Origin of the sequence: Microcoleus sp. S1D4 (assembly GCF_036700765.1) — a bacterium.
GTDB lineage: Bacteria > Cyanobacteriota > Cyanobacteriia > Cyanobacteriales > Microcoleaceae > Microcoleus.
Window position 1 is genome coordinate 14,432 of the sequence record NZ_JAUBPP010000004.1, and the last position, 15,615, is coordinate 30,046.

General features: G+C 45.3%; 12 protein-coding genes. 11 read left to right on the forward strand and 1 reads right to left on the reverse strand.

Going from position 1 to position 15,615, the window contains the following annotated elements:
* The first annotated feature begins 3 nt into the window (after positions 1 to 3).
* Positions 4 to 105, forward strand: a complete 102-nt coding sequence (petL, locus tag QT998_RS05665) for a cytochrome b6-f complex subunit PetL (RefSeq protein ID WP_194010188.1) — start codon at positions 4 to 6, stop codon at positions 103 to 105.
* A 325-nt stretch (positions 106 to 430) separates the two neighbouring features.
* Here the strand turns inward: petL and QT998_RS05670 are convergent, their stop codons facing one another.
* Positions 431 to 1,648, reverse strand: coding sequence for a sensor histidine kinase (locus tag QT998_RS05670; RefSeq protein ID WP_333089212.1), 1,218 nt, complete (start codon positions 1,646 to 1,648; stop codon positions 431 to 433).
* Positions 1,649 to 2,771: 1,123 nt separating this feature from the next.
* Here QT998_RS05670 and QT998_RS05675 point away from each other — a divergent pair.
* From QT998_RS05675 to QT998_RS05720, 10 genes are all read left to right on the forward strand, one after another.
* Complete coding sequence (locus QT998_RS05675) at positions 2,772 to 3,362, forward strand: chromophore lyase CpcT/CpeT (protein ID WP_194010190.1); 591 nt, start codon at positions 2,772 to 2,774, stop codon at positions 3,360 to 3,362.
* A 456-nt stretch (positions 3,363 to 3,818) separates the two neighbouring features.
* A complete protein-coding gene (locus tag QT998_RS05680; RefSeq protein ID WP_333089210.1) occupies positions 3,819 to 4,970 on the forward strand; it encodes an NAD-dependent epimerase/dehydratase family protein in 1,152 nt (383 codons plus the stop codon).
* Between the two features lie 198 nt (positions 4,971 to 5,168).
* Entirely contained in the window at positions 5,169 to 5,810 is a 642-nt protein-coding gene (locus QT998_RS05685) for a DUF4291 domain-containing protein (protein ID WP_333117802.1), read from the forward strand.
* Between the two features lie 13 nt (positions 5,811 to 5,823).
* Positions 5,824 to 6,957, forward strand: coding sequence for a glycosyltransferase (locus QT998_RS05690; RefSeq protein ID WP_333117804.1), 1,134 nt, complete (start codon positions 5,824 to 5,826; stop codon positions 6,955 to 6,957).
* 708 nt (positions 6,958 to 7,665) lie between these two features.
* Positions 7,666 to 10,326: a GAF domain-containing protein gene (locus QT998_RS05695; RefSeq protein WP_333089240.1), complete on the forward strand. Its 2,661-nt coding sequence runs from the start codon at positions 7,666 to 7,668 to the stop codon at positions 10,324 to 10,326.
* A gap of 153 nt (positions 10,327 to 10,479) precedes the next feature.
* Positions 10,480 to 11,622 (forward strand): sensor histidine kinase, encoded by a 1,143-nt coding sequence (locus QT998_RS05700; protein WP_333089201.1) that lies wholly within the window; start codon positions 10,480 to 10,482, stop codon positions 11,620 to 11,622.
* A 151-nt stretch (positions 11,623 to 11,773) separates the two neighbouring features.
* Positions 11,774 to 12,604, forward strand: a complete 831-nt coding sequence (locus QT998_RS05705; protein WP_333089199.1) for a GUN4 domain-containing protein — start codon at positions 11,774 to 11,776, stop codon at positions 12,602 to 12,604.
* A gap of 172 nt (positions 12,605 to 12,776) precedes the next feature.
* Positions 12,777 to 13,223 carry a transposase gene (locus QT998_RS05710; RefSeq protein ID WP_333117806.1) on the forward strand — a complete coding sequence of 149 codons (447 nt, stop codon included), beginning with the start codon at positions 12,777 to 12,779 and terminating at the stop codon, positions 13,221 to 13,223.
* Positions 13,216 to 14,100 carry an RNA-guided endonuclease InsQ/TnpB family protein gene (locus QT998_RS05715; protein WP_333117808.1) on the forward strand — a complete coding sequence of 295 codons (885 nt, stop codon included), beginning with the start codon at positions 13,216 to 13,218 and terminating at the stop codon, positions 14,098 to 14,100. Before QT998_RS05710 ends, QT998_RS05715 begins: the two co-directional genes overlap by 8 nt.
* Before the next feature lie 689 nt (positions 14,101 to 14,789).
* Positions 14,790 to 15,380 (forward strand): YdcF family protein, encoded by a 591-nt coding sequence (locus QT998_RS05720; RefSeq protein WP_333117810.1) that lies wholly within the window; start codon positions 14,790 to 14,792, stop codon positions 15,378 to 15,380.
* Positions 15,381 to 15,615: the final 235 nt, after the last annotated feature.

The following is a 15,615-nucleotide window of genomic DNA, read 5'->3' on the forward strand; positions in this document are numbered from 1 at the left end:
GCAATGAGTCTTACCGGAGCAATAGCTTATTTTGGGATTTTCGGCGGCATGGTCGGCTTGGCCACAGTGCTCATGTTTGGTCTGCGCGCTGTCAAACTCATCTAATTTACTAACTTCGATGTAAAAACCAGAACATTAAATTTCTGGTAAAATGTGCGATCGGACGAAGTATTCGTGCAAAAAATCTTGAACTTTTCCTCTAGATTTAGCCCGCCAATACTTCAGTCGATCGCGCAATTCGACAAGAGGTTTAAGATATAACCTTTCTCAAAAAGATTATAGATGCTTCGGCTTCGCTGTACAACTTTTAAATTTTTCGGCTTCGCGAACAAAGTCAAAGAATCTATAACTCGTACTCAGCGAAACCTAAACATCTATAATTTCAACTCCTCACCTTTTTGAAAAAAGCTATATTACGGCATACCAACCCTCACATTTTGATTGGAATCAAAATTGTAAACTCCGTTAATTTTCCGGGAATTGAGTAACAATTTAGCTGGCCGTGATGTTTTTCGCAAATAATGTGATAGCTAATAGATAGTCCCATTCCTGTACCTTTACCGATTTCCTTGGTAGTGAAAAATGGATTGAATATTTGCCCTTGAATCGATTTTGGTATGCCACATCCATTATCGGCGATCGCAATTTGAATAAATTCATCGACTACAGATGTCCGAATAGTAATCTTACCTACCTTTGTTTCAAGTTGATTAGTATTTTCTCCATCGCTTCTTTCATCAATTGCATCAATAGCGTTAGCGATAATATTCATAAATGCTTGGTTCAATTGTCCCGCACAGCACTCAATTTTTGGCAGCGCTTCATACTTTTTGACGATTGAAATTTGCGGGCGGGTAGAAGTAGCATTCAAGCGATGACTTAAAATTAGCAGACTGCTATCAATTCCTTCGTGAATATCGACTTTTTTAAACTCAGCTTGATCTAAACGAGAAAAGTTACGTAACGACAATACAATATTTTTGATTCGGGTAGTGCCGACATTCATAGACTGTAATATTTTGGTAATATCTTTTTTCACAAAATCAAAATCCACCACCTCTAGTTCAGTTTTAATTTCAGTAGGAGGGTGTGGTAAGTATTTATGATAAAGCTGTATCAGATGCAGTATTACTTGAGTATATTCCTCGATATGTCTAAGGTTGCCGTGAATAAAACCAATGGGATTGTTAATTTCGTGGGCTATACCTGCCACTATTTGTCCGAGACTGGACATTTTCTCGCTGTGAATCAGCTTTGCTTGAGTTTTTTTTAGCTCAATTAAGGTAGTCTCTGTTGCGATTTGAGCGCGACGGTAAACCTCTTGAGTAACTCGTGTTGCTAATAATTGCTGGAACGTGTAATGATAGATATTAACATTAAGCAGAACAAATAGTGAACCCAGGCAAAATACTAAGCCAATCAAAATAGGAAGGAATTGCCACTGTTGATTAATAAGTAAGAATAAAGCTAGACAATATCCCAGTAGAAAAAACACCATCAAAAACCGCAGTATCTTCCAAGCTAGGTAGCCACTGTGTTCTTTTAGTAAATCTAAGATTTTTTGAGTTTTGATGATTGACAAGAGCATAAATCCTGCTCCCAACGCAATCAATAACAATGAAATTAAAAATAAAAAATCTACGTTCATCAATTTAAATCTTCCTTACACAAAAGCCTATGCTAGTTCTTTTTAAAGAAAAAAATATTGGTTTATTTGGTAATTGATAATCGATGTGTGTCGCCATTACAATTCACTTTTTTTGATGATTGCTATAAATGCAATTGATATTTATCTGCCACAGAGCTGTTAATGAGAGCGGAGCTATGTTAATGAGAAAACATCTGCGAAGCTTGGTTAAATTAGCAAAATTAGCGAACCGAATAGTTCTATGTGTAACATTGGCAATCAAAGCATCGCAAGCAGACTGGAAAAAAAAATGAGTGGATCTCGATATTGTATATGACTTACGCATCAATACCTAAAAAACCGGATTTTTGTCGTTGAAGTAGCCTTTAACGAGAGTAGGGAGCATCTCATTTCTATCGCAAAGCATTTTTTTTTGAGTGCTATCTCGCACAGCACAGCGATCCAAGACTCGATCGCAACACAGCACTACAAATGTAAAACTACAGATGATCCCCAAAAGTATTTCGGAAAAAACATACAGGTGATGACAGCCGTGGGTAAGTTTTATTATATTTTAGACTCGATTTGTACTCAATCGCTTTCAAATAATTCTTAAATTATCTGCGTCCATCTGTGTCTGTACGCGGGAAACCTGCCGTTCAATTTTAGATCTAAACTTATACAACTCAAGTCTTGTGTTTCATTGATTTACTGATTGATTAAGATTTCCTGAAAAAACAGAAAATCCATAGACTTAAATTTGTCAATAAGTGGGAGAGCAAAATTATCAATTGATTGCTCTCGCTTTAATCTCAAATAACTTATATTTCCCTCAATCTAAAATATTCAACTTCTACATTCACGCCTTTTAGTGAGCGACTTGTGAGCCTGCGAAGTCGAAGGAAGCCGAAGCAAGCTGAAGTTTTTAAAATCGTTAATCTATCGCTCTCGCTTTAATCTAAAATAACTTCTACTACCCCAATCCAAAATCTAAAACTTGTACGATAGCGACTTGTGTTGAACCTAGCCGCAGCAAGCCGAAGTATCTAAAATTTAAAATCGCTAATCGATCGCTCTCGCTTTAATCTAAAATAACTTCTACTCCCCCCAATCCAAAATCTAAAATCCCAAATCTAAAATAGATATGTCTCATTCCACCGATATAGTCACCCTCGCCCGCTGGATGGCGGCCGACTTCAGCAATCAAGCCCAAGCCTTTGAAAATCCGCCTTTTTTCGCGCACATCCGCGTCTGTATGAGACCATTACCCGTGGAGATATTGGACGGAGTAAGTCTTTATCTAGAACAAGCCTACGACATCGAGATCAACTCTCCGTACCGAGTGCGAGTGTTAAAATTAGTCCCGGCGGACGATCGCATTGACATCGAAAATTATGCGATCGAAAATGAAGCACAATTCTACGGCGCATCCCGCGAACCCCAACGGCTGCAAGAAATCAAAACAGCACAACTCAAACTGCTCCCTGGCTGCACCTTTCTGACCCACTGGACGGGCAGCAGCTTCAAGGGCGTTGTCGAACCCGGAAAAGGGTGCGCTGTGGTCAGAAACGGCAAAAACACCTATCTAGACAGCGAATTCGAAATCGACCAAGACAAGTTTATCAGTCACGATCGCGGGCGCGACCCAGAAACCGACGCCCACGTCTGGGGAGCTCTGGCGGGCCCCTTTGAATTCACCAGGCGCGCCAGTTTCGCCGACGAAATTCAGGTTTAATGCCGAAAAACAGAGTATGTTTTGGCCGATCGCGCTCGATTAAAGGTTCACAATGCACCATTACCTGGTACATTAACCCAGTATTGGCAAGCAAGATTCACCGTTGATTTGTCAGGAACCTCAGCTATCAGGCGTGAGGCTTGGAAGAGAAATCTCAAAAGCCGTCTTGACCAGCCTAAGTCTTAACTGACTGAGTTTTTTGAGTCACGACACTCCTTGAATGCGTAGCTAGTTTTCCGCTCTGTCATTTGCAGTTAAACAGTTTCCAGGTAACAGAAACAGTGCTGCAAGTCTAAAAAGCACGCCAAACCTTGGCGAAGCTAACTTTACCCCAGAAATGGGAGTTTGAGGCAACCATACCTCATCGGAGGGGCAACCATACCCTTCCACCCCGCGAGGGGATTTAAATTGATGTAAAGCCGTCCTAGAAGGACGGGGTTTCTACCCATTATTTTAATGAAAGTCCTGGTTATTGGTGGCGATGGCTATTGCGGTTGGGCAACCGCACTCTACCTTTCTCAAAAAGGTCACGAAGTTGGCATCCTCGACAGCTTCGTGCGGCGGCACTGGGATCTGGAACTGTGCAGCGACACCCTCACTCCTATCGCGCCGATTCAGCAACGACTCCAGCGATGGCAAGATTTAACGGGTAAGTCGATCGACTTGTTCGTCGGTGACATCACCAACTACGATTTTCTCAGCAAAAGCATGAGAAAATTTGCACCAGAGGCGATCGTCCATTTTGGCGAACAGCGTTCGGCACCTTTCTCGATGATCGATCGCGAACACGCAGTCCTCACCCAAGTCAATAACGTCGTCGGGACACTCAACCTGCTGTACGCCATCCGCGAAGACTTCCCCGACTGTCACCTAGTGAAACTCGGGACAATGGGCGAATACGGCACCCCGAATATTGACATTGAAGAAGGCTACATTACGATCGAGCACAACGGCCGCAAAGATACACTACCCTATCCCAAACAACCGGGCAGTTTCTACCACCTGTCAAAAGTCCACGACTCCCACAACATCCATTTTGCTTGCAAAATCTGGGGTTTAAGAGCCACCGACTTAAATCAGGGCGTAGTCTACGGCGTGCTCACAGAAGAAACCGGCATGGACGAACTGTTAATCAACCGTTTGGACTACGACGGAGTATTCGGTACGGCATTGAACAGATTTTGCATCCAAGCTGCGATCGGTCATCCCCTGACAGTTTACGGCACCGGCGGACAAACCCGCACCTTCCTAGACATTCGGGATACAGTGCGCTGCGTGGAATTAGCAATCGCCAACCCCGCCGCCGCCGGAGAATTCCGCGTTTTCAATCAATTCACCGAACAATTCAGCGTCGGCGACTTAGCCTTGTTGGTGCAAAAAGCAGGCACGGCAATGGGATTAAAAGTAGAAATCAACAACATCGAAAATCCCAGAGTCGAGAAAGAAGAACATTATTTCAATGCCAAAAACACCAGTTTGCTAGAGCTCGGCTTGCAACCGCACTACCTCTCAGATTCGCTGCTCGATTCTCTGTTGAATTTTGCTACAAAATATCAGCACCGCGTCGATAAAAACCAGATTTTGCCGAAGGTTTCTTGGCACAGGTAAGTTTGGGTTTCTAGTTGGGGGAGAGAGTTGTTTTAACGAACCGCGAAGGCGCAAAGGGCGCTAAGGAAGAGAAAAGAAGGGAAGAGAAGGGTTTACAAGTTATGAATGGATTTCCCTCTATCTTTGGCTCTGTTGCTCTGTGTCCTCTGTGTCCTCTGCGGTTAATTTAAAAATAATTATATCTCGTAATTACTGGTGATGAAGCTGCTAACAGAATCCTATTTAAATCAAGCGAGTAAATTGCCGAAAACAGGTCGTCACATTCTGGCGCAATTTGACGATAATACTGTTGTAGTTTACCAAGCTTACCGTCCGGCGATCGGTCTTTTTGCTGCAAAACACGGTTATTTTGGCGGTGAATTCAGTCTGAACCGCATGAGTTGGATTAAGCCGAACTTTTTATGGATGATGTATCGATCGGGATGGGGAACAAAACCCGGACAAGAAGTAATTCTGGCTGTTTGGCTGAAGCGATCGGCTTTTGATGAAATTTTAGCATCTGCCGTTGGTTCTAAGTTCGTTTCAGCATTGTACGGAAGCGAAAAAGAAGGGCAACAAGCTGTTAAAAGTTCTACTGTACGGCTGCAATGGGATCCGGATCATCATCCAAGTGGAGCAAAACTAGAACGGCGGGCAATTCAACTGGGTTTGCGCGGCAGTGTTTTAGCTAATTACGCGCGAGATTGGATTGTGAATATTCAGGATATTTCCGAATTCGTGCAGCAACAGCATCACTACAATACAAAAGCCGATCGCTCGGAATTACTTACTCCCCGCGAGACAGTGTATCCTGTTACTGACCCCGATGTTTGCCAAAGGCTAGGATTATCGGTTCTCTAATTGACTTATTTTTATGAAAATTGCTCTGTTCACTGAAACATTTTGGCCGAAAATAGACGGCATTGTCACGCGCCTGATTCACACTGTAGATCATTTGCAGCGATCGGGCGAACAAGTTCTGATTTTTTCTCCAGATTACGGGATTACAGAATACAAAGGCGCTAGGGTTTACGGTGTGGAGGGTTTGCCTTTGCCGATGTACCCGGAGTTGAAAATGGCACTTCCTTCTCCGGCTGTCGGTCGCGAATTAGAGCAGTTTAAACCGGATATTATTCATGTTGTCAATCCCGCTATTTTGGGGTTGGGCGGCATATATTACGGCAAAAAGTTTAATATTCCGATTTTGGCTTCTTACCACACGCATTTACCTAAATATTTACACCACTACGGTTTTGGAATGCTCGAACCTTTGCTGTGGGAATTGCTTAAAGGTGCTCACAATCAAGCTGAATTAAATCTGTGCACTTCTACAGCAATGGTGGAGGAACTCAGAAATCACGGGATCGATCGGGTAGACTTGTGGCAGCGGGGCGTTGATACTGAAATGTTTGTCCCCGAATTGGCAAGTCCAGAAATGCGATCGCGCTTGTCTGAAAATAACCCAGACAGCCCCTTACTACTCTACGTCGGCCGCCTCGGTGCCGAAAAAGAAATCGAGTCGATTAAACCAGTCCTCGCCGCGATTCCCGGTGCCCGCCTCGCCCTCGTGGGAGACGGGCCGCACCGACAAACCCTCGAACAATATTTTGCTGACACCCCCACTAATTTTGTCGGCTACCTCAAGGGGCAAGAACTAGCTTCTGCTTACGCATCTGCCGATGCCTTCATTTTTCCCTCCCGCACCGAAACCCTAGGCTTGGTGCTCCTAGAAGCTATGGCTGCAGGAACGCCCGTAGTGGCGGCGCGCAGCGGCGGAATTCCCGATATCGTCACCGATGGGGTTAACGGCTATTTATTTGACCCGGATGATGAAGCAGGAGCTCTGGCTGCTACAAAGCGCCTGTTTGCGAATCCCGAAGAACGGGAAACTCTGCGCCAAAACGCTCGCTCTGAAGCTGAACGCTGGGGTTGGGGCGCTGCCACCGCACAACTGCGGCGCTACTATCAATCGGTGGTATTTGCCCAGTCGATGCCTTCTGCTGCGTGAATTTTGCAGTCAATGCTGGTGATGCTAAAAACCTGGTTTCTCGATCGAGCAGGTTCGCGCGTGCGTATGCAAGTCCGCACTACGAACCTGATTTATTGCGATTAATCCACCGGACGCTATCGGACTCCTCTGTTAGAAGCTGTTGTGCTTTTTGCTACCGACTGACGATCGCCCGCCCGATCGCCCGTTGGTAGCGAAAACCCGCTTTCTCCAAGATCGATCGAATCGAAATTTTTGGCGGCTTTAATTGCTGTAGCTATCCTGTTGTTGCGTTTACCATTAAACTATGAGTAGCATTTGGAATGCTTCGCCCGTGACAAAATACCGCCATTCAGCAGACCGGATACGGTAGCCGAAGGCGCTAAAGCAGTCAGATTGCGTAGCAGCCCCCTTACATAGCGTCAAATCTACATTGCCCGCGCTCGATCGCACCAGCCTGCAAGTTAATTTTGAAGCTGGCAGTGTTCCTCACTCAAGTTCAGCTTTAATTCACGAACCCAAATTGGTATCGATGTTGTAAAAAAAACGATCGATCGAGCATATCTAAAAAGCCAACTGAAGTTGCGGCCAAAAAATAAACTCGCGATCCCTCAAAGCTACAACCAAGTGCAGGCTTTTGGAGCAAACAACTTAAAAGTTGGCACCGCCGCAGAATCTAGCACCGATCGACCAGCAGGTCTGTCTACCCCTCTGAGCAAGCACTTAATCATGACATTCTCCAATGCTGGTAGCGTTCTGGCTACACTGACTCAAGTCAATTTTATGGGGGCATTAACCTCCCGTGTTAAGAGCCTGCCAGTTCCTGAATTAGTGTGCTTGCTGGACTTTATCACGGCAGAATTTCAGCAATTCATCCGGGCGATGGACCTGATCAACAATGACGCGCTAGAAACTCTCTTAGAGCAACTGTTAGATGCCTTCACTGTCAAAATTGGTCAAATTCTGCAAGCAGACCGGACAACAATTTTTTTGGTTGACTCCAGCAAAAATCAACTTTGGCACAAAACAGCCCACGCGCTCACGGGCGAAGATGTAGAAGTTCGCTTGCCTATGGATGCAGGTATTTTAGGCTACGTAGCAACTACCGGAAAATCGATAAATGTCACAGAAGCTCGATCGCACGAGCATTTTAATTCCGAAGTAGACGAACCGCCGGGGTATCAAATCGAGACCATCCTCTGTATGCCGATTTTTAGCAGCAAGAGCCAAAACGAACCCGTAGCGGTGGTCAGACTGCTGAATAAAGCTGGCAATGCCCCCTTTGACGAAGAAGACGAAGTGCAGTTTCAGGCTTTTGCAGATTCGATCGGGATTATTCTCGAAAGCTGTCAATCTTTCTACGTTGTCGCCCGCAATCAGCGAGGAGTGGCCGCGCTTTTGAGAGCCACCACAACTTTAGGTCAAAGTCTTGACTTGGAAACAACTTTGCGCGCAGTCATGGATCAAGCTCGCGACTTGATGCAGGCCGATCGCAGCACGCTATTTTTATTAAATCGGGAAACCAACGAACTCTGGACAAAAGTCGCCAAAGCCGACGGTAAAACCATCGTCGAAATTCGCATTCCGGCCAATAAAGGAATTGCCGGTTACGTGGCTTCGACCGGTCAACCCCTAAACATTACAGATGCTTACGACGATCCCCGCTTTGACCCATCTACAGACCAGCAAACCGGATACCGCACTCGGACTGTCTTGTGTATGCCTGTGCATAACGCTAAAGGTGAGCTGATCGGGGTAACTCAGCTAATTAATAAAAATCAAGGCACTTTCACCGCTTCCGATGAAGAGTTTTTGCGAGCGTTTAATTCCCAAGCCGGAATGGCGCTGCAAAATTCTCAACTGTTTCAGAACGTGATGGTGGAAAAGCAGTATCAAAAAGATATGCTGCAAAGTCTGTCAGATGCAGTGATTTCTACCGATTTGCAGGGGCGGATCGTCACAATTAACGAAGCAGCGCTAGAATTGTTGGGCTGTCCCCCAAATCAAGCCAAAGGCAAACACCATCCCCAGATTTGGGAAGAAAAACTGATCGATCGTTATGTTTGGGAAGTTTTGCCGATCGATAATTTGCAATTTAGACTCGAAGATAGTCTCAACCATGCAGCCCGACATTACGTTCCCGAACAAAGTTTAACCGTGGGACTGTTGGTGGAAAAAACATTTTGTTCTGCAGCATCCGCAGAAGAAACAGCAGAAGACAGCTATATTTTGGCCGTGCCCGATCGCACAGATCCGAATTTATATTACGCTTGGGGCGAAAACACGGCCTGGACCGAAGAAGTAGCTCTAGCAGAATTAGCTAACTCCCAATCTCTATTTTCGCTGCCGAATTCTGCCCGGAATCACCCTTATTGTCCCTTACCCATCAAGAAATCTCAAATTAAACTAATTGAACGCAGTTTGAATTTGACAGTTAACCCGCTGATCAATCCAGAAGGCGGCGTGCGCGGCGGTTTAGTGGTACTCGAAGACATCAGCCGCGAAAAGCGGATGAAAAATACGATGTACCGCTATCTGACTCCCGGAGTTGTAGATAAAGTGATGGCCCTGGGCGAAGGAGCCCTGATGGTGGGCGAACGCAAAGACGTTACTATTTTATTTTCCGACATTCGCGGCTACACAACGCTGACTGAAAATTTGGGAGCGTCGGATGTGGTATCCCTGCTAAACGAATATTTTGAGACGATGGTGGAGGCAGTTTTCCACTACGAAGGTACTTTAGACAAGTTTATCGGCGATGCTTTAATGGCCGTGTTCGGCGCGCCGCTGCCGCTGAATCCTCCCGAAAGTCACGGTTGGATGGCGGTTCAGTCGGCTTTAGATATGCGGAGGCGTTTGAAAGAGTTTAATGATTCTCGCCCCACGGAAGTTCCGTTTCGTTTCGGAATAGGGATTAGTTCGGGAGAAGTCGTTTCCGGCAATATTGGTTCGGAAAAACGGATGGATTACACGGTAATCGGCGATGCAGTAAACTTGAGTTCGCGCTTGGAACAGCTTACAAAAGAGTACGGCTGCGATATTATTTTGAGTGAATTTACCTACAATTTGTGCCGCGAAGGAATTTGGGTGCGAGAGTTGGATAAGGTGCGAGTTAAGGGCAAAAATCAGCCTGTGGGAATTTACGAGCTGCTGCAAAATAGTACCGATCCCCTTGACTGCGAAACCGAAAGGTTTTTGGAACTTTACAGTAACGGTCGGTATGCTTATATTGCTAGAAATTTTCAGAAAGCTATTAGTTATTTTGAAGCGGCTTTAGCGATGCGACCGGGCGATCGACCTGTGGAAGTTCATCTACAGCGATCCCTCAGTTATTTGGAAGTAGCCCCGCCCGACGATTGGGACGGCGTTCATACTATGACAACAAAATAGTCTACTGTATCATATCCGAGTGTTAAAATCTAAAAAGATTAGAATAATTTTTGATATCTTCCTTATGACAGAGTTGATAAGTATAAAAATATGAAAAAATGGATATCATGCCACATTAAAAAAGTTAGTATTTATTTCAAGGCCAACCATTAAATGAACTATTTATCTGTTCCCAATGCCACAAAAGCCGATCGCATTCTGGTGGTAGATGACGCACCAGATAATGTTTTATTGGTGCAGACAATCCTTGAAGAAGAAGGTTACGAAATTAGCACGGCTGATAACGGCTTTTCTGCCTTGAGCCAAATTGACAAGTCCGCCCCGGATTTGGTATTGCTAGATGTAATGATGCCGGGAATGGACGGTTACGAAGTCACCAAGCGCATTCGACAAAACAAGGAATTGCCCTTTATCCCAATTTTACTGATTACGGCTCACGACAGCGCCAGCGTAGTCCAAGGATTGGATATGGGAGCAGACGATTTTATCCGCAAACCGGTGGAAATGGACGAACTGCTAGCTCGGGTGCGATCGCTCCTGCGGCTAAAACACAGCGTAGACGAACGAAATTCGATCGCCCTCCAGCGCGAAGATTTTGTCTCCAGACTCGCCCACGACTTGCGGACGCCCCTCGTAGCTGCCGATCGAATGCTAACTTTAATGCAGCAGGGAGCTTTGGGAGAAATCTCCCCTCAGATGAGCGACGCTTTCGGGACAATGGTTCGCAGCAACAAAAACCTGATCGCGCTGGTAAATATGCTGCTGGAAGTCTACCGTTACGAAGCAGGCCGCAAATCCCTCAGTTTCGCTCCCGTGGACTTGCGCCAGTTGATTACCGAAGTAGCTGAAGAACTCGCTCCCCTAGCCGATGTCAAAAATTTGTCGGTTAATTTAGACTTGAGCGAAAGTGCAGAAAGTGCTCCGATTGCGAAGTATCCGGGCGATCGTTTGGAGCTGCACCGCTTGCTGACAAACTTAATCGGAAATGCAATCAAATTTACCGACAGCGGCTCCATAGATGTCAGCTTAAAAGCGGCAAATTCCCCCGCTTATACGAGCTTCAAAAATCAACCGCTGGCCTGGGTAATTATTCAAATCCAAGATACCGGCCCTGGCATTTCTGCAGCAGAACAAACCAAGTTATTTGAAAGGTTTAGCTCTGGAACTCACAAGACATCGGGCACGGGTTTGGGACTGCATCTCTGCCGCCAAATAGTCGAAGCTCACCGTGGCACAATTCATGTAGAATCAGAGTTGGGTAAAGGTAGCTTGTTTACTATTCGTTTGCCTTGTTAGAGCGGTATAAATAACTCTAACTTTTTGGATGGAAAATGCCGACATTACTACATATCAACTGTAATTGTAGGTTGCAAATTGCGTACCTAATCGAATTATGGTTAATTTACCCGATGTCATATAATTACTTGGCAACCGAATTTATGGCAATATGTCTAACTGTCCAGTGTGCGGTGCCCAATACACAGAAGCAAAAGCCGAGTTTTGCTCGATTTGCGGCTGGGATTTGACTCCCTACCCGCAACGCCCTAAGCCTTCCAAAACTTATTTAAAACAAGAACAAGTTAGATTGCAGTGGGCAAAAAAAATGTGGGAATCGGCCCGCAATCAACAAAATTGGTCAGCCAGATTTGACGAGTTGCAACAGGAATTACAGCAAGGCGCGATCGCCCGCACCTACATTCAATCTCAGTTAGAATGGGTTCTGTACCGCCTCGAACAACTAAACCCCGAATTCATAGCCGACACTTTACTCCGACTCGAAGAAAAAATTGGCGCGATACCTGACCAAACTCCGGCTATCTCTGAAGTGGGGATGGATTACCGACAACTCAAAAAGCTGTTAGAAACCGGAAAATGGCGCAAAGCCGACGAACACACTTGGGAAATTTTGCTGCAAATTGCTGTCAGGGAAGATGAAGGCTGGCTGAGTGCAGCCGATATTGATGCCTTTCCTCTTACAGACCTTCGCACGATCGACCAACTTTGGCAACAATACAGCAGCGGGCGGTTCGGATTGACCGTACAGCAGCAGATTTGGGAAAGTGTTGGGGGGAAATATACAGAATTGTGCGATCGAGTCGGCTGGCGAGTCAAGGAAAATTGGAAATATTACAGCGAGCTCTCGTGGGGAGAAAATGCCCCCGCCGGACATCTCCCCGTCACCGCATGGAGACAGCGCGCTTGTTACGGCGCGGGCACACTCACCGCAGCCGAAAACTTGGCCCGCATTGTCGGGAGAATGGCTGCGGGCGATCGATAATTATCAAAAATTAAAAAACTCAACTAGACAGCAGGAGTCGGGCCCTCTAACTGTACTCCGTTGAGTGCCGGGAGGAATGCGCGTGAGGCCTGACTGCCGAGCAAATCTTTGATTTCCGCTATTGCAATATGAGTTTTCACGAGATACGATAACACCAGAGTTTGTGAAGAAAATGTCCCAAGTAATCACCGCCAAGCTAAAACTAAACCTGACTACCGACCAAAAAGCTTTGGTGACTCAGACTACTTTAGCCTACCGAGATGCCTTGAATTACACTTCACAAGTCGCTTTTGACGCAGGTAAAACCAGCAATGGTGCTAAGCTGCAAAAAGCCGTCTACAACGAATTGCGGGTGAGATTTGGACTTGGAGCCCAAATGGCTTGCAACGTACCCAGACAAGTTTCTGGAACCTACAAAACTCTGTGGACTAAGGTAAAACAATCTAACGATGCTATTGCTTCATGCTACACCAAGAGACGATATAAAGGGTTAGACAAAGCCCCTAAATACATCTCTCGAACTTGCACCCTAAATTATCAGCGCGACTACTCTTTTAAAACCGAAAGGCGAGTGAGCATCATCACTCTCCAAGGTCGATCGAATAGTAGTTTTGTATGATGGCTACAACAAGCATTTAGACTTAATTGCCAATGGCGCAAGGATTGGAGCAGCTAAAATTGTCTATCAGCGTTCCTCCAAAATATATTACCTGATGGTAAGTAGTGAAGTAGAAACACCTGAAATTAACCCATTGAAAATAACTAGAGTCTCTGGTGTTGATGTAGGTATGCGCTACTTAGCGGTAGAAACAGACTTACAAAATAAGTCTAAATTCTACTCAGGTTCAGATGTTAGACATAAAGCTAACCGCTACCATAAAGCACGGATGACTCTTCAGCGTAAAGACACTCGTTCAGCGAAGCGAAGATTAATCGCTTTGTCTGGGAGAGAGAGACGGTTTATCGCTGATGTAAACCACCAAATCAGTAAGGATATTGCCAAACCTAACAGCCTGATTGGACTAGAAAACCTCACCGGAATCCGGGACAGGACTAGAACAAAATCGGGTAATAAGGCAAGCAAGAAGAGACGACTAGCTAATCGAAACAAAGCTAAATGGTCATACTCCGAATTGCACGGGTATATTGACTACAAAGCTAACCTAAATGGTTCGTTAGCAACGAAAGTTCCGGCTCATTACACATCGAAAAGTTGTTCTAAATGTGGACATACTTCGGATGCTAATAGACCAAACAAAGGACTATTGTTTCGATGCGAATGTTGTAGTCATGAGCTTCATGCTGATTTGATTGGTGCGCGAAATATTGCAATGAGAGCGTTGCTTGTCCGGCAAGACTGGATGAGTACGGGGAGTTTGTCAGCATCCCCTGATGTGTCGGGCCGTGAAACTAAAGCTGAGATTCTTTCTAGATTCTCAGAATTGCGGTGGAGCTCAGATACAAGCCCACACCTCCGGCGGTACTCCGCTTGGTGATGGGTAGTTGACAATTGACAAGAAGCTGCTATAATCAAAACGGTTCAGCAACTGGGGCTGTGGCTCAGATGGATAGAGCAAGCGCCTCCTGAAGAATCGGGCACCCTGCGAGGAAACTCTGGGAGTGAATGTGGTCAAACTCAAGGAAGCCTAAGTCTGACGGCAGATAAGGTAATCTTGAGCCAAGCTTTATCTAAGTTTAGGTAAAGAAGGTGCAGAGACTGGCTTTAGGAAGTAAAACACAATAAAACCTCCTAAACATACGGCCACCACCTAAAGGCTGCAAGCCTATGGTGAAGGAATAGTCCAGAGAGTGGGGAAACTCACACAAATCTGAAGCGCTAGGTCGCCGGTTCGAACCCGGCCAGTCCCGTTCAAAAATCCATAACCGCCAAAAACACAAGGGTAAAGCCTGCTTTTGCCCTTTTGTTGTGCGTATCCGCTAACCAATTCACCTGACGGGGCGACCCGTACAAGTTATAGATTCAATTATTCAATCTAAAATCGCCACTTCCAGGCCCAACACAAGCCATAGATTCAATTATTTAATCTAAAATCTAAAATCTAAAATCTAAAATCCCCTGACCCTTTTTTAAATTCTTAATTTTAAATTCCTGTTAGTGGGTTGTACGTGCGGTATTTTTTGTTATGGTTCCTTTGTCAGCTATGCAAAATTTTTATAGGTTTAGATGTGGTTAAGAATCAATTCAAACACGCGGCGTTACAAGCGTTTGAGAACTTCATGCAGTTTTTGGTTCCTCGTCGGGCTGGTGATAGCGTGTTGGTTTGGCTATCTCCAGCTTAAAAGCGAATTTATGAAACCCCAAGCTTTGCTAGTTCTAGGTGGGGCTACGGAGCGAGAGGTGTTTGCGGCAAAATTTGCTCAGAAGCATCCTCAATTGCCAATTTGGGTGTCTTCTGGCAGCAATCCAGAGTTCGCCGAATGGGTGTTTTCAGAAGCGGGCATTAAGTCCGATCGCCTGCACTTAGACTACAGAGCGGTGGATACGGTAACAAATTTTACCACGCTGGTAGATGAATTGAAAGCTAGAGGGATTGAGAGCGTCTATCTCATTACTTCTGACGATCATATGCGGCGAGCCGAGATTATCGGCGAAATCGTGCTCGGCAGTAGAGGCATTAGTTTTAAGCCTGTAGCAGTTCCATCTGGGCGAACCCCCGAACCGGTAGAAAAAGCTGTTCGCGACGGCGCTAGAGCCATTCTTTGGCTGACAACGGGTTATACCGGTGCTAACTTCAGCCAAGCCAGAATTGAATAAATTACTCTGGGATGCACGGGTAGCCAGAAACCGAGTTTTCTCACCACAATATTTGTTTAAAACCTTCAATAAAAGTCAAACAACCCCGGTTTCTTGACTCCGATGCGTAAGTTTTTCAAACAAACGTCAGTCAGGATTGAGCAAGCTTTAAATCTTTTTACACTTGTCTCCTATAGCGCAATTTAACAAACCACGAAAACGCTAATGAAAAATGTGCAATCAGAGCAGAGAAAAG